Source organism: Acidiphilium cryptum JF-5 (assembly GCF_000016725.1).
In the GTDB taxonomy this organism is placed as follows: domain Bacteria; phylum Pseudomonadota; class Alphaproteobacteria; order Acetobacterales; family Acetobacteraceae; genus Acidiphilium; species Acidiphilium multivorum.
This window is the reverse complement of record NC_009484.1, coordinates 3305306-3328364: the sequence shown is the minus strand read 5'-3', so window position 1 is coordinate 3328364 and position 23059 is coordinate 3305306. Positions and strand designations below refer to the sequence as shown.

Below are 23059 nucleotides of genomic sequence, written 5' to 3'. Positions count from 1 at the left end.
ACTCAGCGCGGCACTTCGTTCCGCCAGAGATGCTTCTGGCTGCGCGCCTGGGCGATCGAGGCCGCCGCCAGCGCCTCGGCCCGCTTCGCGGAGGCTTCGGCTTTCGCGTAATCCCCTGCCGCATCGGCGGCTTTGGCCGCCTTGAAAGCGGCGACCGTTGGCGTCCACTGGTCTTCGAGGGCCGCGGCCGTCTTCATCTTCGCCACGGCAGCGGCGATCGCCCGCGCCGCGTCGTCCTTCCCGGCGGCATGCGCAATGCCGAGCCCAAGAACCGTTGCCGCCAGCACCCAAGCCATCCGCTTCATGACCGCGCCCCCGGGCCCGCGATGGGCAGGCCGTTGCTCATGTAGGTGAGGAAGTAGGCAAGGTCGCGATAGGCCGACGAATCCGGCTTCGCCGGCACCGAACGCACCTTCTTGTTGCAACCGATGAACCGCCGCACCAGCGTGCCGACATTGCCCCATTTCGAACGGTAGACGGGGAAAGATGCCGTGATGCCGAGCGCCGGCGCCAGATACTGCCCCCGCAGCCGCTTGCCCGCCGCCTGCACATGGCAACTGGCACAGGAAAAATTCAACTGCCCGCGGCGCGAGTAGAAATATTCCTTGCCCGCCTCATAGGCCGCGAGCGCCCTCTTGTCGTTGGGGATGACGACATGGATCGGCTTGCCGTCCGAGGTCGAGGTCATGTAGGCGACGATGTCGGCGAGTTCGCCCTTTGTCAGGCTCAGCGCCTTCAGCCCGTGCCGTGTGCGGCATTCGTTGACGGCGATGCCGATTGTGACGACCTTGCCGGTCTTTTCATCGAACTTCGGATAATCCTGCGCAATGCCGATCCCGCCATGCGGAAAACATGAGGCATAGCTCGCACCGTCGGGAAACTTCGTGTCGAACGCCTTCTTCCCGGCGTCCACCGCGAAGGAATAGGGCGGAAATTCGAGGATCTGCTTCCACTGCGCCCGGTCATTCGCGCTGAAATTATAAGGCCCGTTCACGTAATCCTTCAGCTCGAGCTTCGGGAAACGTGTCTGGAAATACCCCTGGAACGCCTTGAGATCGGCCGCCGGATCGGCTTTTGCCGGCCGCGCCAGCCCCAGCGCCGCGAAGGCCGCGATCATCAGCCACACGCGTTTCATCGTCTTGTCCTCCCCCCAAGCCATGCGCGCGCCGGCGCGGTTCACACCGGCGCGCATCGCTCACATGATGGCCGCCGACATGCTCGCGGTCTCGCCCTTGTTGTCGACCCACGAGACGCCGATCGGATCGCCCGAGGCGCCGCCCTTGAACGAGAACCGGATGAACGGGTTCTTCGAAACCGCGGGTCCCCAGAACCCTCGCAGCACGAGCTTGCCCTTGTGGGTGAACTCGACCACCTCGATGTAGTGCGGCGGGATGAGCTTGCCGTCCTTGCCTTTCACAAAGCCGGAATCCATCGGGTGCTTGATCAGCGCCTCGACCGTCGTGACCCCGCCCGAAGTGGTCGCGTGAACCAGAATCTGATGTGCCATCATTCGTCTCCTCAGCCGCAACCGCCCAGCGTGACCTTGACCCTTTTCGACGTGCTGTAGAGCTTGCCGCTCGACTTCACGACCGCGATGACCTCCGTGGTCTTGGCGAGTTTCAGCCGGCTCGAGATCGCCGGGCTGGTGCCCTCCGGAATTTCATAGGCGCAGGCAAGCGAATAGGGGTTGTGCCGGGCCAGCAGCGCCACGCCGGTAATCTTCGGCTCGTTCGCATCAACCGAAATCGGCACCACCGCGCCATTCTCGGCAATGTCCGGCGCGTCCATCTTCACTTGCGTGGTCGGCGTGAGGCTGGAACTGCCCCAGAGCGCCTTGAGCGCCGGATCGGGCGTCGTCGCCTTGAACGCCGCCTCCGGCCAGAGCGACGCCTTCGGCGCGGCAACGGCGGCGGCACGGCCCGATCGCGGCAGCGCCAGCGCCGCGGCAGCGCCGGCGGCGCCGAGCAGCACGGTTCGCCGCGCGGGTCCGGTGGTTTCTGGTTCGGTCATCATCTTTGGTTCCCCCAATTTCCGAATTCCCGCCTTAACGCGGTCCGTTTTCATTTGGTGTAGAGAAAGTCGATCACTTCGTTGATCTGCGTCGGCGTCAGGATCAGGTTTTTCCCAAAGGCCGGCATGACGGTCTGCGGGTTGCGCGCCTGCTCGTCGAACACGATCGCATAGAACGTCTTGCGATCCGGAATCATCGCCTTCACGTTCTTCAGCGCGGGCCCCACATCGCCGGGTTCGACCGCGCCGGCAAAACTGTGACAGGCGACGCAGTTGCCGAGCGCCTTCGTGGTGGCGATTTTTTCACCCGCGGCAATCTGCTGCGGCGTTGCCGCCAGAACCCCGCCGGGCAGCGCCGCCACGGCAAGACCGAGCAGGATGCTGGTGCGTTTCATCTCCTCCTCCTCATTTGCTGCTGCCCTTCATGTTGTCCACCGGACCGGTGGTGCGCGGGGTCAGCCCCATCTTTGCCGCGCTCGAGGTGATCTTGACGGAGCCGGCCGGCACGCAATCCTTCATGCAGGCGGTATTATGCGTGACCGGACGCGGATCTTTCCAGTTGAAAGAGTCGCGGTTGGGCATTTTGACGCGCGGCACGCTCTGCGCGTCGGCGACGAACTTTCCCTTCACGATCCCGTTCAGGTTCAGGATATAGGCGGTCAGCGCATAAACCTGATCGGGCTTGAGCGTATGCGGGGCGTAGAACGGCATCGCGCGGTTGATGTAGTCCCACAGCGTCGTCGCGTAGGGCCAGTAGCTGCCCACCGTCTTCTGCGGCTCCGACCCGGCGAGCGATCCCACGCCGCCGGCAAGCGCCGGGTAGCCGTGCGCGCCTTCGCCGAAGCCGCCATGACACATCGCGCAATCGGTCGAGAAGAGTTTTTCGCCGGCGGCTACCGTGCCGCTGCCGGGCGGCAGATTGGCCCCGTCGGGCGGCACGGCGATGGTCCAGCCGGCGATCTGCTGCTCCGTCGGCGCGGTGCCAATACCGTAATGACCTGGCGGCGTCGCCGGCTTGTAGCGGGCCAGCGCGCCATTGCCGGTGCCAAGGTCGCGCCACACCTTCAGCGTCGCCGCCGGCACGATCCCCTTGTAGGACGGAGCCGGCGCATCGCCTGCCCAGGCCACCGCAATTGCCGCCGCAACCCCGGCGGCAGCCAGCAGGATCCTACGAAAGTTGGACATTGTTCACCGTCCCGTCCGCCAGCACCTGCCATGTCTGGATCGAGTTGTTTTCATAAACCGGGTCATGGCCCCAGAACTTGTGCTTCTGCCGGATCGTGGGCTGGACATAGCCGGTCTCGTCGGTAACGCGGGACTGGATGAGCGCCGGCTTGCCGTCCCACCACCAGTTGTAGGTGAACCGGGTCAGGCACCGTGACAGCACCGGTCCATCGAGCGTGGCGCGATGGTAGTTCACGCCGCCGTCGAGCGAGATATCAACCTCCTTCACCCGCCCGTTGCCGCTCCAGGCAAGGCCGTGGATCTGGTAGAAGCCGGGGCCGCCGGTCAGCTTCTTCTCCGGACAGGGGAATGTGATGACGGACTTCGCGTTCATCACCCAGGTGAAACCGAGCGATTTTCCATCACCCAGCAACTCGCTGTATTCGCTGGTCTCCTCGCGGGTGATCCAGGGTTCGGTGCCGACCTGGAGCTGGCGCAGCCATTTCACGTTCACATTGCCCTGCCAGCCGGGCACGACGAGCCGCACCGGATAGCCCTGCTCGGGGCGGATCGCCTCGCCGTTCTGCCCCCAGGCGACGATGCAGTCATCGAGGCATTTCACCATCGGCAGCGAGCGGTCCATATGCGCGCCGTCCGACCCGGTGGCGAGCACCCAGCGGCTGTCGGGCAGCAGCCCGGCCTCGTCGAGCAGGGTCGACAGCCGGACCCCCGTCCATTCGGCGCAGCCGATCATGCCGTGGGTGAACTGCAGCGAATTGAGCTGCGCCGCCGGCCATTCGGTCGCGCCATTGGCGGGGCACTCGATGAAATGGATGCGGGAAACCGAGGGATAGCGCATCAGCTGGTCGAGCGTGAGCAGCAAGGGCCGCTTCACCCGGCCGGAAATCATCAGCCGGTAGTCCTTCGGATTGATGCTCGGCCGGCCGGAATGGTAGCGCTCGAAAAACAGCCCGTTCGGCGTGATGATGCCGTGATGGTCCTGCAACGGCGTGAAGCTCGCATCCGCATCGGTGGTCGGCGAGAGCCAGGGCACATACCGGCGGATGACGTTTTTCTCGAAGCGCGACGGCCGGCCATAGGGCCGCGAATCGACGCCCGCGCCGAGCGAATTAGACCATGGGTCGTCAGAGGGTGGAGCGCCGGTCGCGGCGCGCGCGCTGGTGGCAACGGCCGTGGCGCCAAATGCGGCGCCTAGCCTGAAAAGGCCTCTTCGATCAGTCTTGGACATATCCCCTCGCAGTAGCGATATTCTCTCCCGCGAGCTGCGGGAAGGACCAATTTTTCTTTAGGTTACATTTATATAGCAAATGGAATATGTCAAATAAAAAAATCGGATCGGAAAAATGGTTTCAGTTCTGCTCTACGCTCTGCTCTGGGTCAGCTTCGGCGCGGGGCACAGCGCCCTGGCGGCGCCGCTGGGCCGCGGATTGCTCCGACGGATCGCAGGCGCCGGCGACCGCCTCGCCTACAACGTGATCGCGATGGTCCATCTTGCCCTCGTGCTGGCGATCGGCCGGAGGCTGTTCGCGGACCAAACCTTTGCGCTGCCCGACTCGTTGCGCGCCCTCGGCTGGCTGGCGGCGGCGGCGGGAGCCGTCGTGCTCATCCTTGCTGGGCGGAATTACGAGCTCGCCCGCTTTCTCGGCCTCGCCCAGTTGCGCGCCGGCACACCCGACCAGGCCGCCACACCCGAGCCGCTGGCAACAGGCGGCATGAACGGCGTGGTGCGCCACCCGCTCTATCTCGGCCTGCTGCTGATCATCTGGGGCGTCGCGACCTCGCCGTTCCGCCTCGCCACCGCCGCCGCCGCAACGGCCTATCTCTTGGTCGGCATCCGCTTCGAGGAGCGGAATCTGCTTCGCATCTATGGCGATTCCTACCGTCGCTACCGCTCCCATGTGCCGATGCTGGTGCCGCGGCGTCTCTGGCCGCGCTGAATTCACTTGACGCAAACGGCAATAGCCCTGACCCTGTTGCGCCAAGGAGGACCGCGAGCATGAACGTCACCACGAAAATCACCCCGCCGACCGGCATTTCCGAGGAGGAATGGCAGGTACGCTGCGATCTGGCCGCGCTTTACCGGCTGGTCGCGCATTTCCGGATGACCGATTTCATCTACACCCACATCAGCGCGCGGGTGCCGGGCCCGGAGCATCATTTCCTGATCAACGATTACGGCGTGATGTTCCACGAGATGCGCGCCTCCGACCTCGTGAAGATCGACATCCACGGCAACCGGATCGACACGCCCGGCATTTCGGCCCGGCGGGTGAACCAGGCCGGCTTCACCATTCATTCCGCTATCCACATGGCGCGCCCGGACCTTGCCTGCGTGGTGCACACCCACACCGCCGCCGGCATCGCGGTCGCCGCCCAGGAACAGGGGCTGCTGCCGATCAGCCAGCACGCGATGAAGTTCTACGGCCGCCTGTCCTATCATGGCTACGAGGGAATCGCGCTCGATCTCGACGAGCGGGAGCGGATCGTCCACGATCTCGGCCAGAACAAGGCGATGATCCTGCGCAATCACGGGCTGCTGGTCGGCGGGCGCACCATCCCCGAAGCGTTCCACGAGATCTACTTCCTGGAACGCGCCTGCCAGGCGCAGGTTGCCGCCATGTCGGGCGGCGCGAAACTGGTCATCCCGCCGCGGGAGGTCTGCGAGCACACCGCCGCCCAGTTCAACATGGACGAGGCGAATCGCATGGCGCACTACGAAATGGCCTGGACGTCGGCCCTGCGTCTGATCGAGGGAGACGGCGACTACCGCAGCTGAGCCCCGCCGAGCGCGAACTGCGCCAGCACGGCGCGCACCAGCGCCTCGGGATCGGGCGGATCGATCCGCCCGTCGATCAGCAGGCTGGCCAGTCCATGCACCATCGACCAGGCGGACAGCGCCGCGATCTCGGCGCGGTCCGTCGGCACGAGGCTCGTGATCCGCGCGCGAAGCACACCGAACGCGGCACCGGCGGAAAGACTGCCGCGCGCCACCGCAGCCCCGAACATCAGCCGGAACAGCGCCGGTTCCTCCCGCGCGAAACGCACATAGGCCACGCCCTGCGCGCGTAGCGCCTCCATACCGCGCGAACTCGCGTCAGCCGCTTCGACCGCGACGCGCAACCGTTCGAACCCCTCCGCCGCAATCGCGGCGAGCAGTGCTTCCTTGTCGGCAAAATGGCGATAGGGCGCCGTGGCCGACACGCCGGCCAGGCGGGCAACGCCCCGCAATGTGAGCCCATCCACTCCCGCTGCGCGCAACCGCCCGATCCCGGTCTCAACGAGCGTGCGGCGGAGGTCTCCATGATGATAGGGTGATGTTGACATCGTTAACACGGAAGTTCATCGGTTAGGGATCGACAGCAAGTCATTGTCATTCAATCGTTTTTCAGGATATTCTGGTGTAACGATATGACCGCCACGGAGCGTTACACACGATCAGTTTGATCGTAGCACATCCCGACCGCGACCCTAATCCTTGCGCAGCAGATTAGGTCATATAGGGTTGCGTATGTTGTGAACTAGAATTAATAATGCTCAAGGAACGATCAGGTTCGGTTGCGGATTTCGGTCGTTCTCAAGGTCTTTTTACACAAAATGGAAATCGCTTAATAATGAACCGTTCTGCTTTACTAGCATTTTCGGCAGCAACTCTTGCGCTTAGCGGTTGTGCCTCAATCGTTGACGGAACAAGTCAGACACTTTCCGTCAAAACAGTTGCCAATGGCCAGACTCTCCCGGGCGCGCAATGCGCACTAAAGAGTAACAAGGGCACTTGGTTTGTGAACACTCCGGGGACGGTTACGGTTCACAGAAGCTATGACGCATTGAATGTCAAATGCACACATGCGGGATATTCCCCCGGTGTTCTTGCTGTTAAATCGGCAACAAAGGGAATGGCATTTGGGAATATCTTATTTGGTGGCCTGATTGGTGCAGGCGTCGATATGTCCGACGGCGCTGCATACAATTACCCCAATCTGATCACCGTTCCGATGCAACCGACACCAGCCCCGACCTCAACTACGCAAGCGAATACGTCGCAGCCGACTAGCTAATACAGATTGATCGACAGGGACTTCCGGCACTTTGAGGAATCAGGTGTCGGCAGCCCCAAATCGTCTTTCGTCATCAAAATTCGGCAAAATTAGAATAATAACAACAAAAAATTGCGACTTTGCAAATGGTCCAGAAGTGAACCCTACCGGTTAGCGCTCTGCCAGCCCATTTCCCATTTCGGTTGCGCGTGTCGCGTGGTGAGATTATGGCGCGGCAAACAAGACTTGAAACGCAGCACAACGAAAGCCGGTTGATATGCTGAGTTGTCGTAGCGTTTTGCAGAGTGGCATCGCGTCGTTGCGGATGGCTGGCGGATGGTCGGGCCGGATGGTCCGCATAGCCTGAGCCGCGCTGGCGCTGCGATGCCGGCTCGACTATCGCGATTGCCGATAGTCGGTGTCTCGCTGCGGCCCATCCGCACCACTACGCAAAATCACGGATTACGCGTACCACATATCATGCCAAGGCGCGGCGCTGAGTCATGCGTTCCGGGAATCGTCGGGATTCCGTTTGGACGCGAGTCAGTCGATTCCGTGCTGCTTATGATTCGAGTCAACAAACGGTGGATATGTAACGGTCAGGCACATAGGACGGTTAGGCGGAAGCCATTAAATTACTTATTATTATGGCCATTTCAGGCACTATTGACCCAGCTAACATTTCGCCTGATGTTTACGTTGTAAACATGGAGATGGCACGATGAGTCGGACATCGCAACCGGTTACGGTCGACCTCACCGGATTTCCCGATCTGACAGTCGTCTATCTGGGCATGAAAGTAACGAAAATCCGGGGCGTTGCCACCCTTCTGGGCCTCGGCCGTCCGTTGCGGGCGCTCGGCCAGAACCGTCCGGACGGGCTGCTGCATCAGGACCTGTTTCTCTGGCGGATCGATCACGTCGGCATCCGTCAATACTGGCGCGATTTCGATGCCCTGGAATGTTTCACGCGCAGCGCGCCGCACAGCATCTGGTGGCGCGAGTTCTCCGCCGCTCCGCGCGGCACCGGCTTCTGGCATGAAACCTACCGCAAGGCGGGAGGCATGGAAGGGATCTATCTTCACATGCCCGAGCCGGGCGGCTTCGCCAGCTTCGCGCCGCACATTTCACGCGCCGGCCTCCACGCCACGGCGCGGCGGCGGAGCGACGCCTCGCTCCGTCCTACAGACCCACGATCTCCGTCCTGATTTCGCGGGTCGCCGGGTCGAACAGCGCTATACCCAGCCCCTCGTCACGCTGGGCCCGCACGGCAGCGAGATATATTGCCAGCGCCTTGCGGATCAGCCTGGCCTTGTCTTCCGTCGTGGTCGCAAACTCCTCGATCTGCCGGCCCAGCTCATCCGACAGGAGCAGATTGAAGCGGACTGACATCCTCGTCTTCTCACGGATCACATTCAACTTTGTTGATATGGATCACGTTATCGTGAGATTCAAGCGGCGACCTCTTCGGCGACAGTTTCGGCACTGGTCGTGAGCGCAAGGAAGACGCAGGCGGCGACCACCGCGGAAACCGCGAAGGAAATGTCACCGAACCCCGGATGGGTCGCCGCAAAGGAACCAACGAACAGAGGATACTGGTTGAAGAACGGCACACTGGCCGCGATCCCGACGATCCAGGCCACGAACCCCGCATTCCCCCTGCCGATCCGGCTACGCCGGCGCGTGTAGTGGGCGAGCATCGTCACGGCAATCCACGGCGCGGTCCAATAGCCGAGGAAGAAGAGGAAATCCTCGTAGTTCTTGATGAAGTTGGTCGCGGCGAGCACCGAGATCACCGTGCCGATCGCGCCGCTGAGCAGCGCGGCCTGATACTGTTTCAGCCGGAAGCCGAGGGCGAGCGAGGAGAGCGTGGCGGAGTAGATGTTGAGGATGTTCGCGCTGATCGTGCCGATCACGATGGCGATGATCAGCGGCGCATGGAACCAGTGCGGCATCCACGGCGTGAACAGGTCCGAAGGTTTCGAGAGCGCGACCGTCGCGCCGATCAGCGCGCCCAGCACTTCCATCCAGACACATGACAGGAAGGTCGCCGAGAACGCGTTGGCGAACACCGCGCGCCGGGTCGCCGCCCGGTCGCCGGTGTGGTGAAGGTAGCGGGTGTAGTCGGACGAATAGGGAATCCATCCAAGGACATAGGCGACGATGATCGAGGTGGTCAGAATGAAGGCGCCGGATGTGCCGCCCACGTTCTTGAGCAGCTTGGGATTGGCCGGCGGCAGGTGGCCGACATGGGTTGCCGCGAAGACGCTGAGAATGAGGAAGATCGCGACCAGCAGGAAGAAGAAGTATTTTTCCGCCGCATGGATAAGGTCATGCCCGATGGCGGCGATGGCGACCTGGATGACGCAAAGCGCGATGATGTTCGGGATCAGGCCGGTGCCGAGCATGTATTCCAGCGCGTAGCCGCCGATGATCGTGTTCACCCCGAACCACGAGAAGCCGCCGAAGAAGTTCAGGAACGACGGTAGCCGGTTGCCCAACTGGCCGAACCAGGCGGCGCCCTGGATCATCTGCGGCAGCCCGTATTCGACGCCGAAGGTCGAGAACAGGCCGAGGATGACGGCGCCGATCAGGTTTCCAAGCAGGATGGCGCCGATCGCGTCGGTGGCGGAAAGTCCGAAGGCACCGGTTGCCAGCGCGCCGGTGGTGATGGTCGCGAACTCGACGTTCGCGGCCATCCAGAGCCCGAACAGCGCCCGTGGACTGCCGCGCGTCTCCTCCGGCGTGACCTGTGATATGCCCTTTGTCTCGACCGTGAGAGTTCCTGCCTCGGCCATGCCCGCCTGCCCCCGTTGTTTCTGCCCGGCACCGGATGCAGCAAAAACCGTGCCGGTGTAAATAGCGAATATTGGCCGCCGCCTGCCCGAAATGCGGGCAATGCCTGCCTTCGATCTGGCCCCTACAGCCGCAGGGCGGGCAGCATCGTCCAGGCGGCGCCAGCGGCGATCGCGATGCCATAGGGCAGGCCGGAGCGGTGCGCCCGCCACCGCTCGACCGCCCAGAGGCGGCGGAGCAGAGAGGCGTCGTGCCCGGCCGGGCGCGGCGGCGGCGCGGCGACGCGGAGCGCGAGATAGGCCAGCGCCAGAATCCCGCCGGCCAGCACGGTCGCGAACAGGAAGCCGGCAAGCGCCAGCGGCCCGTATCCGAGGGCAAGCGCCACGATCAGTTTCACGTCGCCACCGCCGATCGACCGGCGCAGATAGACGGCGAACAGCACCGCGAACAACACCGCGGCCACGGCAAGGCTCACGCCGAAGGGCTGAAAACCGTCTCGAAGCCGGAGAAATATTCCGGCGAGGGCCATGGCGGCCGGAACGCCGTCGGGAATCCGGCGCAGCAGCAGGTCCTGCCAGCAGGCAAACGCCAGCGGCACCAGCATCGCGATCTGCACCACATGATCCATCCACCTGTCCGAGACTTGCGGCGGCGCCGCTGTTGATGCGGCGCAGATTGGCAGGCGATGACCAAGGATGGGTTAACGCGGCGGCCCGGAAAGCTGGTCGAATGCCTCGAGCGCCTCGGCGGCATACATCGCCGAGGGACCGGCGCCCATATAGACCGCCATGCCGAGCGTTTCGGCGATTTCGGCGCGCGTGGCGCCGGCACGCGCGGCATCGCGCGCATGATAGGCGATGCAGGGCTGGCAGCGCGTCGCCACCCCGATCGCCAGCGCGATCAGTTCCTTGGTCTTGCGGTCGAGCGCATCGCCCGCGCAGGCGGCTTTCGCCAGGGCCGAGAAGCCGGCCATCGCCTCCGGCGCCGCCTTGCGCAGGTCGGCGACACCGCCATTCACCGCGCCGATCAGCGCGCTCCAGTCCTCGATCATCGGTATCGGCTCCTTTAGTCGGACGTGCCAGCCAGCATCAGCGCCACGGCGCAGGAGGCCAGGCGGGTGCGGGCGTCATCGGCCCGGCTGGTCAGAACAATGGGGATGCGCGCGCCGACGACGACGCCGGCGGCATCGGCGCCGGCCAGGAAGGTGAGCTGCTTGGCGACCATGTTGCCGGCCTCGATATCCGGCACCAGCAGGATGTCCGCCCGGCCGGCGACCGGCGACTCGATTCCCTTCTCGGCCGCGGCGCGCGCGTTCACCGCATTGTCGAACGCGAGGGGGCCGTCGATGATGCCGCCGGTGATCTGGCCGCGCTGGCCCATCTTGCAGAGTGCAGCGGCGTCGAGGGTCGAGGGCATCGCCGGGTTCACCGTCTCCACCGCCGACAGCACGGCGAGGCGCGGCGACTCGATCCCGATGGCACGGGCAAGGTCGATCGCGTTCTGGGCGATGTCGCGCTTGGTCGCGAGATCAGGGGCAATGTTGATCGCCGCATCGGTCACCAGCAACGGGCGCGGATAGCTCGGCACGTCCATGACATAGACGTGCGACAGCCGCCGTCCGGTGCGCAGGCCGTTCTCGGCCAGCATCACCTCGTGCATCAGCTCGTCGGTGTGCAGCGCGCCCTTCATCAGCAGCTTCGCCGTGCCGTCGCGAACGAGCTGGACGCCGCGGGCGGCGGCCGCGTGGCTGTGCGGCACCGCTTCGATCCGCATGTCAGCAAGATCGAGTCCGGCCTTTTCGGCGGCGGCACGGATCTTCGCTTCCGGCCCGACCAGGATGGGCACGATCAGCCCGGCCGCGGCGGCATCGAGCGCGCCGCGCAGGCTGACCTCGTCGCAGGGATGCACCACGGCGGTTGCCAGCGGGCCGCGCGCCTTGGCCGTGCCCAGCAACGCGTTGAACCGCTCGTGCCGGCTGAGCCGCACTTCCGGCAGCGGCATCGCCGGCCGCCGCACCTTCTCGGTCGGCGCCGCGACCAGGGCGGTGCCGCGCAGAACCTCGGTGCCCGACTGGTTGACCGCCGTGCACGCGAGGGTGACCCGATGCCGCGCCGGCTCGAGCTCGGTGACCGTCACCGTCGCGGTGATCTCGTCGCCGGGCCCGACCGGGGCGCGGAACTGCAGACTCTGGTCGAGATAGATCGTACCCGGCCCGGGCAGCCTGGTGCCCAGCACCGCCGAGATCAGGCCCGCCGTCCACATGCCGTGGACGATGATGTGGTGGAACATGTCCCCACGGGCGTAGTCGGGGTCGAGATGTGCCGGATTGATGTCTCCTGAGATATAGGCGAACAGCGCAATGTCATCGGCCCGCAGAATGCGGCGCACGCTCGCGGTATCGCCGACCTTCAGCTCGTCGAAGGTGCGGTTCTCGATCATCGGCGCCGCGAGGGAGGCGGGCACCGGCGCGATATCGTTCATGGCGGCCTCCGGTCAGCGTTCGTGGATGTAGTGCCCGGGTGCTGCGCCGAGCACCGGGTAGCCGGCCTCCTCGCGGCCGAGCGGCGGCGGCGCGGCCGGCGGGCCGGAACGAGCGCCGAGAAAGGCGACCCATTCCGGCCACCAGGAACCGTCATGCTTCGGCGCCTCGTCCTGCCACGCCTCCGGCGCGAGATAGGGCTCGCCGGGGGAACGATCGAGAATCGCGTAGTGGCGATGCGGGTGGCCCGGCTCGCTGACGATGCCGGCATTGTGCCCGCCGGAGGTCAGCACGAAGGTGATGGGACCGCGGTTGAGCAGGTGAAGCTTGTAGACCGAATGCCATGGCGCGATGTGGTCGCGCTCGGTGCCGACGACGAAGAACGGCACGTCGATGTCACCGATGGCGACCGGCCGGCCGCCGGCGGAAAGCCGGCCCTCGGCGAGGTCGTTGTGCAGAAAGAGATGGCGCAGATATTCGGCGTGCATCCGGTAGGGCATGCGCGTCGCGTCCATGTTCCAGGACATCAGGTCGTTCGGATGTTCCTGCTCGCCGATAAAGTAGCGGCGGATCATGCGCGACCAGATCAGGTCGTTCGAGCGCAGCATCTGGAAGGCGCCGGCCATCTGCTTGGTGTCGAGATAGCCCTGCTGCCACATCAGGTCTTCCAGGAAGGCAAGTTGCGCCTCGGTGATGAAGAGCTGGAGTTCGCCGGCCTCGGTGAAATCGGTCTGCGCGGCGAAGAGCGTGACGGAGGCGAGGCGGCTGTCATGATCGCGGGCCATGGCGGCGGCGGCGATCGAGAGCAGCGTGCCGCCGAGGCAGTAGCCGGTGGCGTGGATCTTCCGCGCGCCGGTGATGGCGCTGACGGCGTCGAGCGCGGCCATCACGCCATCGGCGCGGTAGTCGTCGAGCGAAAGGTTGCGGTCTTCCTTGTCCGGATTGTGCCAGGAGATCATGAACACCGTGTAGCCCTGCCCGACCAGGTAGCGGACCAGCGAATTCTCCGGCGAGAGATCGAGGATATAGTATTTCATGATCCAGGCCGGAACGATCAGCACCGGCTCCGGCCGCACCGTTTCCGTCACCGGGCTGTACTGGATCAGCTCGATCAGCCGGTTGCGGTAGACCACCCTGCCCGGCGTCACCGCCACGTCGCGCCCCGGCGCGAGCGGGAGCCGGTTCTCCTGGTTCAGCGCGATCTCGGTGTCCTTGAGCAGGTTGCGCAGGCCGGCCCTGACCGAATCCCCGCGGCTCTCGCGGGCCGCGTGCTCGACCTCGGGGTTGAGCATCGGCAGGTTGGCGGGGGCGACCGCATCCAGCGCCTGGCGGATCATGAAATCGACGATGCGTTCATGCGCGGCGTCGACCCCGGCGATGCCGGTCGCGGCATCGTGCCACCAGCGCTCCATCCGGAGGAAATACTCCTTGTAGAGCCGGTAGGGCATGTCCTGCCAGCGGGGATGATCGAAGCGATGGTCATTGTCGCAGGGCGGCGTCACCGCCTCCTCGAGGCCAAAGGCGACGCGCCAGACCGCCGCCCAGTCCTCCATCGCGCGGCGGGCAAGGTCCATCCGCCTTGTCGGCTGGTTGGCGAGATGCACGGCCCAGTCGCGCCAGGCGAGCGCGATGCCGGCCGGGGCGAGGCCTGCGGTCAGCCGTGCTTCGGCCGCATGCAGCGAGCGGTCGAGCGCATCGGTGGTGGAGACCGGCTCGTTCGGCGCCACCGAGGCGGGCGGCGCCGGCGGCGGCAGGGCCGAGACCCGGGCCCGGGCGGCTTCGGCCGGCGGTTTCGCGTGGCCGGTGGTGCGGGAGCGGCTGGTTTCGGTGGTCACTTTACACGTATCCTCGCAGGGTGGAGATCATCAGGCCATGATGTGCTGGCCGCCATCGACCGGGACGACCGTGCCGGTGATGCGGCCGGCGGCAGGACTGGCGAGGAAGGCGGCGAGGCCGCCGACATCCTCGATCGTCACCAGATGGTGTTCGGGCGCGAGGCGTGCGGCCTCGGCCAGAAGATCGTCGAAATGGTCGATGCCGCTGGCCGCGCGTGTAGCGATCGGGCCAGGCGAGAGGGCGTTCACCCGGATGCCCTGCGGGCCGAGTTCAGCCGCGAGATAGCGCACGCTCGATTCCAGCGCTGCCTTCACCGGCCCCATCAGGTCGTAATGCTCGACCACGCGGATCGACCCCTCATAGGAAACGCAGAGCAGCGCCCCGCCGGCGCGCATCAGCGGCTCGGCGAGGCGCGCGCAGCGGATGAAGGAGTGGCACGAGACATCCATCGCCTGGGCGAACCCGGCGGTGGAGGAGTCGATCAGCCTGGCGTGCAAGTCGGCCTTCGGTGCGAAGGCGATGGAATGAAGAAGGAAATCGAGCTTGCCCCAGCGGCGCGCGATCGTGTCGAAAACGGTCTCGAGCGCCCCCTCCTGTTGCACGTCGCAGGGCAGCAGCATCTCGCAGGGCAGGCCGCGCGTGACCGGCTCGACGAAGGATTTCGCCTTGTCGTTCAGATAGGTTGCGCAGAACCGCGCGCCAGCGGCGGCAAAGGCGCGGGCACAGCCGGTGGCGATCGAATGCTCGTTGGCGATGCCGAGCACGAGCCCGACCTTGCCGGAAAGATCGACGACGGGAGGCGCCATCGGCTCAGGCCGCAGTCCGGTCGGTCTCCCGGCGGGCCGCGGTCGGCGGCTGCTGGCCGCCCGAAGACGGAATGCCGGCGCGGAGCATGGCCTCCATCACGCCGAACTGGGCCTGGAAAATCGCCTGCATCAGCGCGAATTCAGCTTCGGCCACGCGCATCATGCTGCCGGCCATCGTCTCGAACAGGACGGGCGAAAAGCTCGATGCGAGGAAGGCGCCCGAGGGTTCGCTCGCATGCTTCGAGTTGAGAGTGCTGGTCATTGTGAACCTCCTTCTTCCCCGAGGCGTCACTGGTGGCACGCAGTCTGGCTGGCGTCGTTGATGCAGGTCAAGCCGGGAACGGGCCTGTCCCGATATGTTCATATCGTCATGTTACACGAGTCCGCGGGACGCTCCGGCGGGCCGGCTGAAAGGAGGCATGATGGGGTGGCGCGCCGGGCTGCGGCGATTGGCGCCGGTCGTGGTGGGGCTGGGTCTCGGGCTCGGCTTCGCGGCACGGCTCGCGGGACAGGAGCGGCTTGCGGCCGGTCTGTGGATCGCGCCGGCCATTCTGGTCGCCGCCGAGGTCGCCGTCGATTTCGCGGCCGGGCTGCTGCGCGGCGCGCTGGGCGTCGACCTGATCGCGCTGCTCGCCATCATCGGCTCGATCCTGCTCGGGCAGAATCTGGCGGGCGTGATCATCGCGGGGATGGTGGCGGGCGGCGCGGCGCTCGAGGATTATGCCGGGGCGCGCGCCCGGCGCGAACTTGCCGCCCTGGTCGGACGCACACCCACCACGGCGCATCGCCACACGGATGGCACGATCGAGGACATTCCGGCCGGCGCCGTCGTCATCGGCGACAATCTGCTGGTCAAGCCCGGCGAGGTGGTGCCGGTGGACGGCGCGCTGGGTGACGCCGCGACGCTCGACGAATCGGCGCTGACCGGCGAGCCGCTGCCGGTGACACGGCACGCCGGCGATGCCGTGCGCAGCGGCGTGCTGAACGCGGGCGGGCCGTTCTCGCTCCGGGCGACGGCGACCGCGGATGCCAGCACCTATGCCGCGGTGATCCGGCTCGTCGCCGCCGCCGAACGCGAACGCCCGCCGATGGCCCGGCTGGCCGATCGCTGGGCGCTCGGCTTTCTCGGCGTGACCCTCACGGTCTGCATCGCCGCCTGGCTGGCGAGCGGCGATCCGGTGCGCGCGCTCGCCGTGCTGGTGGTCGCGACCCCCTGCCCGCTCATCCTGGCCACGCCCGTCGCGCTGATCTGCGGCATTTCGCGGGCGGCCGGGCGCGGTGTGATCGTCAAGGGGGGCGGCGCGCTGGAACGCCTTGCCCGCGCCGACATCGCCCTCTTCGACAAGACGGGCACGCTGACCGCCGGCACCCCGTCGATGACCGGGCTCGCGGCGCTGGACGGGTTTTCTCCGGCCGAGGTGCTCCGCCTCGCAGCCTCGCTCGAACAGGTTTCGCAGCACGGCGTGGCCGAGGGAATCGTCACCGCGGGGCGCGCGGCCGGCCGGCTGGTCACGCCCGTCAACGTGACCGAAACGCCGGGTCTCGGCCTCTCCGGCCTGGTCGGCGCCGACCAGGTGATGGTGGGCGGCGCCCGGATGTTCGAGACGGCGGGAATACCGCTGCCGCAAGACGGGCATGTCGCGGCGCGGGCCAATGGTGCCGAGGCGACCGCCTGGGTCGCCGTCAACGGCCAGCCGGCGGGCGCGATCACGCTGACCGACGCGATTCGGCCGGATGCGCGGCCGCTGATCGCATCGCTCCGCAATCTCGGCTTCCGCCGGCTGGTGATGCTGAGCGGCGATCGGCCGGAACCGGCGGCGCGGGTCGGCGCCGAACTCGGGCTCGATGCCGTTTATGCCGCGCTGTCGCCGGCGGAGAAGATCGGAAGGGCGCGGGAGGAACGCGCTCACGGCATCACGATGATGATCGGCGACGGGATCAACGATGCGCCGGCATTGGCGGCGGCGGATATCGGCATCGCCATGGGCGCGCGCGGCGCCGCGGCGGCGGCAGAAGCGGCAGAGGTGGTGCTGATGCTCGACCGGCTCGACCGCGTCGCCGAGGCGGTGTCGATCGCACGGCGCACGCGGTTCATCGCGCTGCAATCGATCGTCGCGGGCATGGGACTTTCGATGCTGGCAATGACGGTGGCGGCGGCCGGCTACCTGCCCCCGGTTGCCGGCGCGTTGCTGCAGGAGGCAATCGACGTGGCGGTCATCCTGAACGCGCTGCGCGCGCTCGGCGGCGGCGGGCGATAGCGGCCGGGCCGGATTGCCGCGCAGCCGGCCCGCCCTTCGGGTGCGTGATCCTTTGCGCGATCGCCCGAATTGTGGATCATGATATCTCCTGAACGGCGGAGCACCGATCGCGGGATCGGGCGGAGACATGACGTGACGGCAGATGCGGGGCGATCCTCGGCGATGGGATGCGGCGTTGCGGCCGCCGGCACGCCGGCCGGGCCATGACCCTGCCCGCGCGCGAGGACCTCGAATTGCGGGTCGGCGGACGGCGCATCGCCGCGGCGCGCTGGCGGGGTCGTGACGACGCGCCGTCCATCGTCTTGCTGCATGAAGGGCTCGGCGCCATCACGCTGTGGCGCGATTTCCCGCCCGCCCTCGCGGCCGCGACCGGCTGTACGGTGCTCGCCTATGACCGGTTCGGCTATGGCCGTTCCGATCCCGCGCCGCTGCCCTGGCCGGTGCACTACATGCACGATGAGGCACTCGGCGTGCTGCCGCGCCTGCTCGACGCCGTCGGGATATCACGCGCAATCACGCTCGGGCATTCCGACGGCGCGTCGATCGCGCTCATCCATGCCGGGGGCATGCAGGATGGCCGGCTGTGCGGAACGATCCTGATCGCGCCGCATCTCTTCGTCGAGGATATCGCGATCGCGCGGATCGAGGCCGCACGCGGGTCCTATGAAACCACCGATCTGCGCGACCGCCTCGCCCGGCACCATCGCGACCCGGACAACGCCTTTTACGGCTGGAACCGCACCTGGCTGAGCCCGGCATTCCGCGCCTGGCGGATCGACGATCATGTGCCGGCGATCGGGGTACCCGTCCTCGCCGTCCAGGGCAGCGACGACGAATACGGCACGCCGGCGCAACTCGCGCTCCTGGCGGCGAATGCGCGCTGCCCGGTCGAGACCCATCTGATCGCCAGGGCAGGACACGCTCCCCACCTCTCGCAGCGCGACGAGGCGTTGCGCCTGATCATTCGCTTCCTGATGCGGATTTTCCGTCCGGAAAGGTGAACCCGCCGCGACAGCGACCATGCTGCGCGACGGTTTTCATTATGATATCGACACGTTACTGGGACGGTCCATTAGGGCTTGATATAGTCAAAGCCGGCCTTTTCCAGTTGCATGATCCGGACAAGACCGCCCGGAACAATCATCGCCGTGGGCTCCAGTTTCGGCATGTGACCAAGCTTGCGCGCCATCGCCTCCATCGTCTTGTGGCATGCATCGAATTCGATCCCCTCCTGATCCATCGCCGCGACCCGCTTCGCAACGGGCGAGTGCGGAAACAGCATCTTCAATCCCGGGCCGTAGGTGACCACGACGATTTGCACCTTGTCATTACCGAATGCTTCCAGCAGGTTCTGTGCATTGTTCAGCACGAGATTCCAGCGTGCCAGATCGCCCTGGCTGACCTGGATCACCACGTGATGGGTGGCAAAGGCGTGCGGATGTTCGAAAGTCGGATGATCGAAGTTGAAGTTGTTCAGCATCGAGGGATTCGCCCGAGCAATGCCGCGCGACGCGAGAACGGCACAGGCGACGGCAAGCACGAGACCGAAAGCGGATTTCATGGACTGTTCCTCCCAATCCGTTTGTTGATGGAGAACTGTTCCGCCGAGGCAAAACTGTTCTGTTGTGGATCATAGGCGCAACATCGCCGGGGGAACAGCTTAATTGACGCTCCGGCTGGAGCAGTTTCTTATCGGCAAAAACAGGAACGGAATGGAGGAATGCCCATGGACGCAATGGTTTCACCCGCTGCAACCGCGGTTTCCGGCTGGCTCGCCGATTTCGAGGCCGCCCTGGCCAGCGGCGATGCGGCCAAGGTCGCCGCCCTGTTCGGGACCGAATGCTACTGGCGGGATCTGGTCAGTTTCACCTGGAACATCAGGACGATGGAAGGGCATGACGGCATTGCCGACATGCTTCAGGCGAAACTGAGCGAGGTGCAGCCACGGCATTTCGCGATCGACGACATCGCGACCGAGGCAGACGGCGTGACCGAGGGCTGGTTCACCTTCGAGACGGCAGTGGCGCGCGGGCGGGGTCATCTGCGCCTGAAGGGCGGCAAGTGCTGGACGCTGCTGACCACCATGACCGAACTGAAAGGCCATGAGGAACGGCACGGCCGCACGCGCCCGATGGGCGCCGAGCACGGCGTGCATCGCGACCGCAGTTCCTGGCTCGACCGGATCGAGGCCGAGCGCGCCAGCCTCGGCTACACCGAGCAGCCCTATGCCCTGATCATCGGCGGCGGCCAGGGCGGCATCGCCCTCGGCGCGCGGCTCCGCCGGCTCGGCGTGCCGACGATCATCATCGAGAAGAACGAACGCGCCGGCGATTCCTGGCGCCGGCGCTACAAGTCGCTCTGCCTGCACGATCCGGTGTGGTACGACCATCTGCCGTACCTGCCCTTCCCGGATCACTGGCCGGTCTTCTCGCCCAAGGACAAGATCGGCGACTGGCTGGAAAGCTACGTCAAGATCATGGAGCTGAACTACTGGACCAGCACCGAGGCGACCTCCGCGCGCTATGACCAGACGGCGGGCGAATGGGTGGTCGAGGTGATGCGCGAGGGCCAGCCTGTCACGCTGCGGCCGAAACAGCTCGTGCTGGCCACCGGCATGTCCGGCGTGCCGAACCTGCCGGACTATCCGGGCATGGACGAGTTCAGGGGCCAGCAGCACCATTCCAGCAAGCATCCCGGCGGCGAGGCCTGGCGCGGCAGGAAATGCATCGTCATCGGCTCGAACAACTCGGCGCACGACATCTGCGCCGATCTCTGGGAACACGGCGCGGACGTGACGATGATCCAGCGTTCCTCCACGCATATCGCGCGTTCGGAAACGCTGATGGATCTCGCCCTCGGCGGCCTTTATTCCGAACAGGCGCTGGCCAATGGCATCACCACGGAAAAGGCGGACCTGATCTTCGCCTCGATCCCGTACCGGATCATGGCCGACTTCCAGAAGCCGGTCTATGCAGAGATGAAGCGGCGCGACGCCAGCCTCTACGAACGGCTGGAGAAGGCCGGCTTCATGCTCGATTTCGGCGAGGACGGATCGGGCCTGTTCATGAAATACCTGCGCCGCGGCTCCGGGTATTACATCGATGTCGGCGCATCGGAGCTGATCGCCAATGGCAGCATCAAACTGAAATCGGGCGTCTCGGTGAAGGAAATCCGGCCCCATTCCGTCCTGTTCAGCGACGGCAGCGAATTGCCCGCGGACCTGATCGTCTACGCAACCGGATACGGCTCGATGAACGGCTGGGCCGCTCAGCTGATTTCGCAGGAGGTGGCGGACAAGGTCGGCAAGTGCTGGGGCTTCGGCTCGGACACGAAGAAGGATCCCGGCCCGTGGGAGGGCGAGCTGCGCAACATGTGGAAGCCGACGCAGCAGGACGCGCTATGGTTCCATGGCGGCAACCTGCACCAGTCGCGCCACTATTCGCTCTATCTCGCGCTGCAGCTCAAGGCGCGGATGGAAGGGATCGCCGGCAAGGTCTACGGGCTGCAGGAAGTCTACCACAAGGGCTGAGCCGGCTCCGGCACACCGGTGAATCGCCCGGACCGGGTCCGGACGGCTCACCGGCTGCGCCGTTTGCGGGACGTCAATACCCCATCATGCCCGGACCATACCCGCCATAGCCGCCCATCATGCCCCAACCGCCACCGCCGAAGCCGGGATGGCCATACCCCATGCCGAAGCCGTAGCCGATGTTCGAAAGCCCCGGCAGCAGCACGCTGGCCTGGCCTTTCTGATAGTCGGTCAGATGCGGCAACAACGCCTTCGCTGCCGCCTGCTCCCGTTCATAAGCCTTCTTCCGCAGGTCGAACATCTGTTGCATCAAGGCAAGGCGCTGGTCCGGCGAGAGCGACCACATCATGCCTGGCCGCATCACCCCCCGCACGCCGTTCCACACGTTCTGCTGCGCGTCGGTCACGGCCTTGGCGTAGGCATCCCAGGCGGGGCGCTGGCCATCGGTGATCTTGAGCGTCTCGCGCAGCACGTCGAGCCTTGCGCCGGCGAACTGCCGCCCGGCCTTGCCGCTCAAACCGCCGCGCGCCCAGCCGTAGCCCTGCATCATGCCGGGTCCGTAGCCGCCTCCGGGGCCGTAACCGGCGCCCGGACCAGCGCCGGGCCCCTGCGCCACGGCCATCGCCGTGCCCGCCGCCAGCAGGCCTGCGGCGGCCATGGTCTTCCATACCTTGAACATGGACATGCTCCTTCATCGGATGCGGGACGCCAACGGCGTCCATCAACGCGAACAGGCTAGGAGCAAGATGATTTGCGGTCGTTGACCTCGATCAAGCGGCCGTGAGCGGGCGGTTGGCGCGGGCCAGAACCACGTCGAACAGGATCTGCGCGCCGGTCTCCGCCTGATCCTCGGTGATCGATTCCGCCTCGTTGTGCGACAGCCCGTCCTTGCAGGGCGTGAAGATCATGGCGCTCGGCACCACGCGGGCGATATGCACGGCATCGTGCCCCGCCCCGGAGACCATCTCCCGCGCCGCCAGCCCGCGCCGCCGGCAGGCCTCGCGGACGAGATCGACGCAGGCGGCGTCGAACGGCGTCGCCTCGACGCGGAAAACCGGGGTCACCACGATCCCGAGCCCGCGTGCCGCGGCGAGCGCCGCCGCCTGTTCGGGGAATTCCCGCGCGAGGCGGGCGATCTCGGCATCCGACGGGTTGCGGAACTCGGCGGCGAAACGCACCTCGCCGGGAACCACGTTGGGCGAGTTGGGATGAACGCTCAGCCGCCCGACCGTGCCGCGCCCCAACTCACCGCATTCGCGCATCAGCCGCTCGACCAGGAGAACGATCTCCGCGGCTCCGGCCAGCGCATCCCGCCGGGCGGCGGGCGGCGTGGTGCCGGCATGGGAGTCGCGGCCGGTCAGCACGATATCGAACCAGACCTGCGCCTGCGCGCCGGTGACGATGCCGACCGCCTCGCCTCCCGCCTCGAGCAGCGGCCCCTGTTCGATGTGCAGTTCGAAGAACGCATCGGCCGGGCGATGGGTCGCTGGTTCCGCTCCCTCGGCGCCGATCGCGGCCAGTGCCTCGGCGACGGTCACGCCCGAAGCGTCGCGCAGGGCACGGATCGCCGCCTCGGGCTGCACGCCGGCCCAGACCGCGCTGCCCATCATCGCGCGGCCGAAGCGGCAGCCTTCCTCATCGGTCCAGTTGACCAGCTCGAGGGGCGCCTCGGTGACGATGCCGAGCTCATCGAGCGTGCGCATCACCTCGAGCCCGGCGAGAACGCCGAGCGCGCCGTCGAACTTGCCGCCGGTAGGCTGGCTGTCGAGATGCGAGCCGAACATCACCGGCAAGCGGTTCGGATCGCGCCCTTCGCGACGGGCGAACATGTTGCCCATCGTGTCGGTGCGCAGGCTGAGCCCGGCGGCGGCGCACCATTCGGCGAAACGGGCGCGTCCCGCGCGGTCCACCTCGGTCAGCGTCACGCGGTTGACCCCGCCTTTCGGCGTCGCGCCGATCTCGGCCATGTCCATCAGCGCGCGCCAGAGGCGGGCGCCATCGATCCGGTAATTCGTGCCTTGCGTCATGCCGGCATGATGGCCTCCGGCGCCGCCCGCGCGCAAGACCGCCCCTTGCGCAGCCGCGCCGACACGGAACATTATGACGCAACGGAAAACGGGGATACGC

Annotated in this window: 26 protein-coding genes; 7 read left to right on the top strand and 19 right to left on the bottom strand. The window is 66.0% G+C overall.

The genetic code is table 11. The annotated features are described in order from the left end of the window. Nucleotides 1-2: 2 nt before the first annotated feature. Genes ACRY_RS17745 through soxC form a run of 7 tightly spaced genes read right to left on the bottom strand, consistent with a single transcriptional unit; the run spans nucleotide 3 to nucleotide 4423 of the window. The gene (locus ACRY_RS17745; RefSeq protein WP_012040504.1) at nucleotides 3-305 is read right to left on the bottom strand and encodes a hypothetical protein; all 303 of its coding nucleotides are present in this window, start codon (nucleotides 303-305) and stop codon (nucleotides 3-5) included. After that, entirely contained in the window at nucleotides 302-1135 is an 834-nt protein-coding gene (gene soxA, locus ACRY_RS17740) for a sulfur oxidation c-type cytochrome SoxA (RefSeq protein ID WP_043509384.1), read from the bottom strand. Before soxA ends, ACRY_RS17745 begins: the two co-directional genes overlap by 4 nt. Nucleotides 1136-1195: 60 nt before the next feature. Beyond that, nucleotides 1196-1507 carry a thiosulfate oxidation carrier complex protein SoxZ gene (gene soxZ, locus ACRY_RS17735; RefSeq protein ID WP_035185371.1) on the bottom strand — a complete coding sequence of 104 codons (312 nt, stop codon included), beginning with the start codon at nucleotides 1505-1507 and terminating at the stop codon, nucleotides 1196-1198. Nucleotides 1508-1518: 11 nt separating this feature from the next. Further along, nucleotides 1519-2010, bottom strand: coding sequence for a thiosulfate oxidation carrier protein SoxY (gene soxY / locus ACRY_RS17730; protein WP_231295309.1), 492 nt, complete (start codon nucleotides 2008-2010; stop codon nucleotides 1519-1521). Between the two features lie 50 nt (nucleotides 2011-2060). Continuing rightward, nucleotides 2061-2405, bottom strand: coding sequence for a sulfur oxidation c-type cytochrome SoxX (gene soxX / locus ACRY_RS17725; protein WP_007422494.1), 345 nt, complete (start codon nucleotides 2403-2405; stop codon nucleotides 2061-2063). Between the two features lie 10 nt (nucleotides 2406-2415). Continuing rightward, on the bottom strand, nucleotides 2416-3195 hold the full coding sequence (locus tag ACRY_RS17720; protein WP_012040501.1) for a c-type cytochrome: 780 nt from the start codon (nucleotides 3193-3195) through the stop codon (nucleotides 2416-2418). Then, nucleotides 3179-4423: a sulfite dehydrogenase gene (gene soxC / locus ACRY_RS17715; protein WP_007422492.1), complete on the bottom strand. Its 1245-nt coding sequence runs from the start codon at nucleotides 4421-4423 to the stop codon at nucleotides 3179-3181. Before soxC ends, ACRY_RS17720 begins: the two co-directional genes overlap by 17 nt. A 115-nt stretch (nucleotides 4424-4538) precedes the next feature. Between soxC and ACRY_RS17710 the strand changes: the two genes are divergently transcribed. Further along, entirely contained in the window at nucleotides 4539-5132 is a 594-nt protein-coding gene (locus tag ACRY_RS17710) for a methyltransferase family protein (protein WP_007422490.1), read from the top strand. Nucleotides 5133-5191: 59 nt separating this feature from the next. Then, nucleotides 5192-5971 (top strand): class II aldolase/adducin family protein, encoded by a 780-nt coding sequence (locus ACRY_RS17705; RefSeq protein ID WP_012040500.1) that lies wholly within the window; start codon nucleotides 5192-5194, stop codon nucleotides 5969-5971. On the opposite strand, the gene ACRY_RS17700 is transcribed toward ACRY_RS17705, so the two are convergent. After that, entirely contained in the window at nucleotides 5959-6453 is a 495-nt protein-coding gene (locus tag ACRY_RS17700) for a TetR-like C-terminal domain-containing protein (RefSeq protein ID WP_231295308.1), read from the bottom strand. The genes ACRY_RS17705 and ACRY_RS17700 overlap by 13 nt on opposite strands. Before the next feature lie 272 nt (nucleotides 6454-6725). On the opposite strand from ACRY_RS17700, the gene ACRY_RS19275 reads away from it, so the two are divergent. After that, nucleotides 6726-7250, top strand: coding sequence for a hypothetical protein (locus ACRY_RS19275; protein WP_013641168.1), 525 nt, complete (start codon nucleotides 6726-6728; stop codon nucleotides 7248-7250). A gap of 700 nt (nucleotides 7251-7950) precedes the next feature. Then, nucleotides 7951-8436: a DUF4188 domain-containing protein gene (locus ACRY_RS17695; RefSeq protein ID WP_012040498.1), complete on the top strand. Its 486-nt coding sequence runs from the start codon at nucleotides 7951-7953 to the stop codon at nucleotides 8434-8436. Here ACRY_RS17695 and ACRY_RS17690 read toward each other — a convergent pair. From ACRY_RS17690 to ACRY_RS17655, 8 genes are all read right to left on the bottom strand, one after another. After that, entirely contained in the window at nucleotides 8411-8620 is a 210-nt protein-coding gene (locus ACRY_RS17690; protein WP_012040497.1) for a hypothetical protein, read from the bottom strand. The genes ACRY_RS17695 and ACRY_RS17690 overlap by 26 nt on opposite strands. Nucleotides 8621-8679: 59 nt before the next feature. Further along, nucleotides 8680-10026 (bottom strand): purine-cytosine permease family protein, encoded by a 1347-nt coding sequence (locus ACRY_RS17685; protein WP_007422486.1) that lies wholly within the window; start codon nucleotides 10024-10026, stop codon nucleotides 8680-8682. A 122-nt stretch (nucleotides 10027-10148) separates the two neighbouring features. Then, complete coding sequence (locus ACRY_RS17680; protein ID WP_012040496.1) at nucleotides 10149-10652, bottom strand: A24 family peptidase; 504 nt, start codon at nucleotides 10650-10652, stop codon at nucleotides 10149-10151. Between the two features lie 72 nt (nucleotides 10653-10724). Continuing rightward, entirely contained in the window at nucleotides 10725-11075 is a 351-nt protein-coding gene (locus tag ACRY_RS17675; RefSeq protein WP_012040495.1) for a carboxymuconolactone decarboxylase family protein, read from the bottom strand. A gap of 14 nt (nucleotides 11076-11089) precedes the next feature. Beyond that, on the bottom strand, nucleotides 11090-12505 hold the full coding sequence (locus ACRY_RS17670) for a bifunctional enoyl-CoA hydratase/phosphate acetyltransferase (RefSeq protein ID WP_012040494.1): 1416 nt from the start codon (nucleotides 12503-12505) through the stop codon (nucleotides 11090-11092). Between the two features lie 12 nt (nucleotides 12506-12517). Next, nucleotides 12518-14338, bottom strand: a complete 1821-nt coding sequence (locus tag ACRY_RS17665) for a PHA/PHB synthase family protein (protein ID WP_007424274.1) — start codon at nucleotides 14336-14338, stop codon at nucleotides 12518-12520. Nucleotides 14339-14368: 30 nt separating this feature from the next. Next, nucleotides 14369-15145: an enoyl-ACP reductase FabI gene (fabI, locus tag ACRY_RS17660; RefSeq protein ID WP_007424273.1), complete on the bottom strand. Its 777-nt coding sequence runs from the start codon at nucleotides 15143-15145 to the stop codon at nucleotides 14369-14371. 4 nt (nucleotides 15146-15149) lie between these two features. Beyond that, a complete protein-coding gene (locus ACRY_RS17655) occupies nucleotides 15150-15407 on the bottom strand; it encodes a hypothetical protein (protein ID WP_012040493.1) in 258 nt (85 codons plus the stop codon). Between the two features lie 157 nt (nucleotides 15408-15564). Here ACRY_RS17655 and ACRY_RS17650 point away from each other — a divergent pair, with 157 nt between their 5' ends. Together ACRY_RS17650 and ACRY_RS17645 are read left to right on the top strand one after the other, a co-directional pair. Further along, on the top strand, nucleotides 15565-17403 hold the full coding sequence (locus ACRY_RS17650) for a heavy metal translocating P-type ATPase (protein WP_231295307.1): 1839 nt from the start codon (nucleotides 15565-15567) through the stop codon (nucleotides 17401-17403). A gap of 203 nt (nucleotides 17404-17606) precedes the next feature. Beyond that, nucleotides 17607-18404 carry an alpha/beta fold hydrolase gene (locus tag ACRY_RS17645; protein WP_007424270.1) on the top strand — a complete coding sequence of 266 codons (798 nt, stop codon included), beginning with the start codon at nucleotides 17607-17609 and terminating at the stop codon, nucleotides 18402-18404. Between the two features lie 71 nt (nucleotides 18405-18475). Here ACRY_RS17645 and ACRY_RS17640 read toward each other — a convergent pair whose 3' ends face one another. Next, nucleotides 18476-18964 carry a DsrE family protein gene (locus ACRY_RS17640; protein ID WP_007424269.1) on the bottom strand — a complete coding sequence of 163 codons (489 nt, stop codon included), beginning with the start codon at nucleotides 18962-18964 and terminating at the stop codon, nucleotides 18476-18478. A 165-nt stretch (nucleotides 18965-19129) separates the two neighbouring features. Here ACRY_RS17640 and ACRY_RS17635 point away from each other — a divergent pair, with 165 nt between their 5' ends. Beyond that, complete coding sequence (locus tag ACRY_RS17635) at nucleotides 19130-20932, top strand: NAD(P)/FAD-dependent oxidoreductase (RefSeq protein WP_012040490.1); 1803 nt, start codon at nucleotides 19130-19132, stop codon at nucleotides 20930-20932. 73 nt (nucleotides 20933-21005) lie between these two features. Here the strand turns inward: ACRY_RS17635 and ACRY_RS17630 are convergent, their stop codons facing one another. Further along, complete coding sequence (locus tag ACRY_RS17630; RefSeq protein ID WP_007424267.1) at nucleotides 21006-21611, bottom strand: Spy/CpxP family protein refolding chaperone; 606 nt, start codon at nucleotides 21609-21611, stop codon at nucleotides 21006-21008. 91 nt (nucleotides 21612-21702) lie between these two features. Then, complete coding sequence (locus ACRY_RS17625) at nucleotides 21703-23031, bottom strand: Zn-dependent hydrolase (protein WP_012040489.1); 1329 nt, start codon at nucleotides 23029-23031, stop codon at nucleotides 21703-21705. Nucleotides 23032-23059 lie beyond the last annotated feature (28 nt).

What these genes read in the sequence shown, in the direction of transcription:
- ACRY_RS17745 (WP_012040504.1), bottom strand. Translation starts at nt 305, where the DNA reads ATGAAGCGGATGGCTTGGGTGCTGGCGGCAACGGTTCTTGGGCTCGGC.
- ACRY_RS17630 (WP_007424267.1), bottom strand. Translation starts at nt 21,611, where the DNA reads ATGTTCAAGGTATGGAAGACCATGGCCGCCGCAGGCCTGCTGGCGGCG.
- ACRY_RS17645 (WP_007424270.1), top strand. Translation starts at nt 17,607, where the DNA reads ATGACCCTGCCCGCGCGCGAGGACCTCGAATTGCGGGTCGGCGGACGG.
- ACRY_RS17625 (WP_012040489.1), bottom strand. Translation starts at nt 23,031, where the DNA reads ATGTTCCGTGTCGGCGCGGCTGCGCAAGGGGCGGTCTTGCGCGCGGGC.
- soxX (WP_007422494.1), bottom strand. Translation starts at nt 2,405, where the DNA reads ATGAAACGCACCAGCATCCTGCTCGGTCTTGCCGTGGCGGCGCTGCCC.
- ACRY_RS17710 (WP_007422490.1), top strand. Translation starts at nt 4,539, where the DNA reads ATGGTTTCAGTTCTGCTCTACGCTCTGCTCTGGGTCAGCTTCGGCGCG.
- ACRY_RS17650 (WP_231295307.1), top strand. Translation starts at nt 15,565, where the DNA reads ATGATGGGGTGGCGCGCCGGGCTGCGGCGATTGGCGCCGGTCGTGGTG.
- ACRY_RS17670 (WP_012040494.1), bottom strand. Translation starts at nt 12,505, where the DNA reads ATGAACGATATCGCGCCGGTGCCCGCCTCCCTCGCGGCGCCGATGATC.
- ACRY_RS17695 (WP_012040498.1), top strand. Translation starts at nt 7,951, where the DNA reads ATGAGTCGGACATCGCAACCGGTTACGGTCGACCTCACCGGATTTCCC.
- ACRY_RS17720 (WP_012040501.1), bottom strand. Translation starts at nt 3,195, where the DNA reads ATGTCCAACTTTCGTAGGATCCTGCTGGCTGCCGCCGGGGTTGCGGCG.
- ACRY_RS17680 (WP_012040496.1), bottom strand. Translation starts at nt 10,652, where the DNA reads ATGGATCATGTGGTGCAGATCGCGATGCTGGTGCCGCTGGCGTTTGCC.
- ACRY_RS17690 (WP_012040497.1), bottom strand. Translation starts at nt 8,620, where the DNA reads ATGTCAGTCCGCTTCAATCTGCTCCTGTCGGATGAGCTGGGCCGGCAG.
- ACRY_RS17685 (WP_007422486.1), bottom strand. Translation starts at nt 10,026, where the DNA reads ATGGCCGAGGCAGGAACTCTCACGGTCGAGACAAAGGGCATATCACAG.
- soxZ (WP_035185371.1), bottom strand. Translation starts at nt 1,507, where the DNA reads ATGGCACATCAGATTCTGGTTCACGCGACCACTTCGGGCGGGGTCACG.
- soxY (WP_231295309.1), bottom strand. Translation starts at nt 2,010, where the DNA reads ATGACCGAACCAGAAACCACCGGACCCGCGCGGCGAACCGTGCTGCTC.
- ACRY_RS17655 (WP_012040493.1), bottom strand. Translation starts at nt 15,407, where the DNA reads ATGACCAGCACTCTCAACTCGAAGCATGCGAGCGAACCCTCGGGCGCC.
- ACRY_RS17705 (WP_012040500.1), top strand. Translation starts at nt 5,192, where the DNA reads ATGAACGTCACCACGAAAATCACCCCGCCGACCGGCATTTCCGAGGAG.
- fabI (WP_007424273.1), bottom strand. Translation starts at nt 15,145, where the DNA reads ATGGCGCCTCCCGTCGTCGATCTTTCCGGCAAGGTCGGGCTCGTGCTC.
- ACRY_RS19275 (WP_013641168.1), top strand. Translation starts at nt 6,726, where the DNA reads ATGCTCAAGGAACGATCAGGTTCGGTTGCGGATTTCGGTCGTTCTCAA.
- soxA (WP_043509384.1), bottom strand. Translation starts at nt 1,135, where the DNA reads ATGAAACGCGTGTGGCTGATGATCGCGGCCTTCGCGGCGCTGGGGCTG.
- soxC (WP_007422492.1), bottom strand. Translation starts at nt 4,423, where the DNA reads ATGTCCAAGACTGATCGAAGAGGCCTTTTCAGGCTAGGCGCCGCATTT.
- ACRY_RS17640 (WP_007424269.1), bottom strand. Translation starts at nt 18,964, where the DNA reads ATGAAATCCGCTTTCGGTCTCGTGCTTGCCGTCGCCTGTGCCGTTCTC.
- ACRY_RS17675 (WP_012040495.1), bottom strand. Translation starts at nt 11,075, where the DNA reads ATGATCGAGGACTGGAGCGCGCTGATCGGCGCGGTGAATGGCGGTGTC.
- ACRY_RS17635 (WP_012040490.1), top strand. Translation starts at nt 19,130, where the DNA reads ATGGACGCAATGGTTTCACCCGCTGCAACCGCGGTTTCCGGCTGGCTC.